Source organism: Leisingera sp. F5, assembly GCF_001593695.1.
Genome location: NZ_LUKH01000994.1, coordinates 1 through 1374 on the forward strand (window position 1 = coordinate 1; position 1374 = coordinate 1374).

2 protein-coding genes are annotated in these 1374 nt (G+C 60.4%); both read left to right on the forward strand.

Annotated features, from left to right (window positions below; all coding sequences use genetic code 11):
- Positions 1-895, forward strand: an 895-nt coding sequence (locus A2I95_RS38205; protein WP_291737622.1) for a transcription termination/antitermination protein NusA, incomplete at its 5' end; no start/stop codon positions are given.
- A gap of 26 nt (positions 896-921) precedes the next feature.
- A partial coding sequence (locus A2I95_RS38210) for an RNA-binding protein (RefSeq protein ID WP_291737623.1) occupies positions 922-1374 on the forward strand: 453 nt, incomplete at its 3' end.

Genomic DNA, 1374 nt, shown 5'->3' on the forward strand with positions numbered 1-1374 from the left:
CAAGATTGCTGTTATCTCCTACGATGGCTCGATCGACCCGGTCGGCGCCTGTGTGGGTATGCGCGGCTCCCGCGTGCAGGCCGTGGTGAACGAGCTGCAAGGCGAGAAGATCGACATTATCCCGTGGAACGAAGACCAGCCGACTTTCCTGGTGAACGCGCTTCAGCCGGCCGAAGTAACTAAGGTTGTTCTGGATGAAGAAGCCGGCAAGATCGAAGTTGTGGTCCCGGAAGAACAGCTGAGCCTGGCCATCGGCCGCCGCGGTCAGAATGTGCGTCTGGCGTCGCAGCTGACTAACCTCGACATCGACATCATGACCGAGGAAGAAGAATCAGCGCGCCGCCAGAAGGAATTCGAAGCGCGCACCAAGCTGTTCATGGAAACCCTGGATCTGGACGAATTCTTTGCCCAGTTGCTGGTTTCCGAAGGCTTTACCAACCTCGAAGAAGTCGCCTATGTCGAGGTGGACGAGCTATTGGTCATCGACGGTGTTGACGAAGGCACCGCCGGGGAACTGCAGGCCCGTGCCCGTGATTACCTGGAAGCCAAGGCTAAGGCCGCTCTGGATGCTGCCCGTGAACTGGGTGCTGAAGACAGCCTGATCCAGTTCGAGGGCCTGACACCGCAGATGGTCGAGGCGCTTGCCAGGGACGACGTGAAGTCGCTGGAAGATTTCGCCACCTGTGCGGATTGGGAACTGGCCGGCGGCTGGACCAACGACGGCGGCGAACGGGTCAAGGACGATGGCATTCTGGAACCCTTCGGCATGACGCTGGAACAGGCGCAGGACCGGGTGATGACCGCCCGTATCATGCTGGGTTGGGTTGACCCGGCTGAGCTGGAAGCAGATGCGGCTGAAGATGAAGATGCTGGCGAAGAGGAAAGTGAAGCCTGAGGGCAGGCTTCACAGAGGAGAACTGCATGACACGCGGCGGCGCTACAAAAGACCGGACCGACGGCAGCGAGCGTAAATGCATCGCAACCGGCGAGATCCAGCCCAAACAGGGCCTCATCCGCTTTGTGATGGGTCCTGACGGGCAAGTTGTGCCTGATGTGATGGGCAAGCTGCCCGGCCGCGGCGTCTATGTGGCCTCCAGCCGGGCCGCCTTGGAAACCGCAGTCAAGAAGAAGCTGTTTGCCCGCGGCTTCAAGGCCCAGGTCCAGGTGCCGGACGAATTGGTTCAGGAAGTTGAGCGGCAGGTTGTCCGCCGGCTTATTGAACTGATCAGCCTGGCGCGCAAGTCGGGTGATGCGGTGTCCGGCTTTGAGCGGGTGAAAGACTGGCTTTACAAAGAGGATGCCCGGGTGCTGATCCAGGCGTCCGACGGGTCAGGCCGCGGAAAGTCGAAGCTGAGCACCCCCTACAAGGGCAAA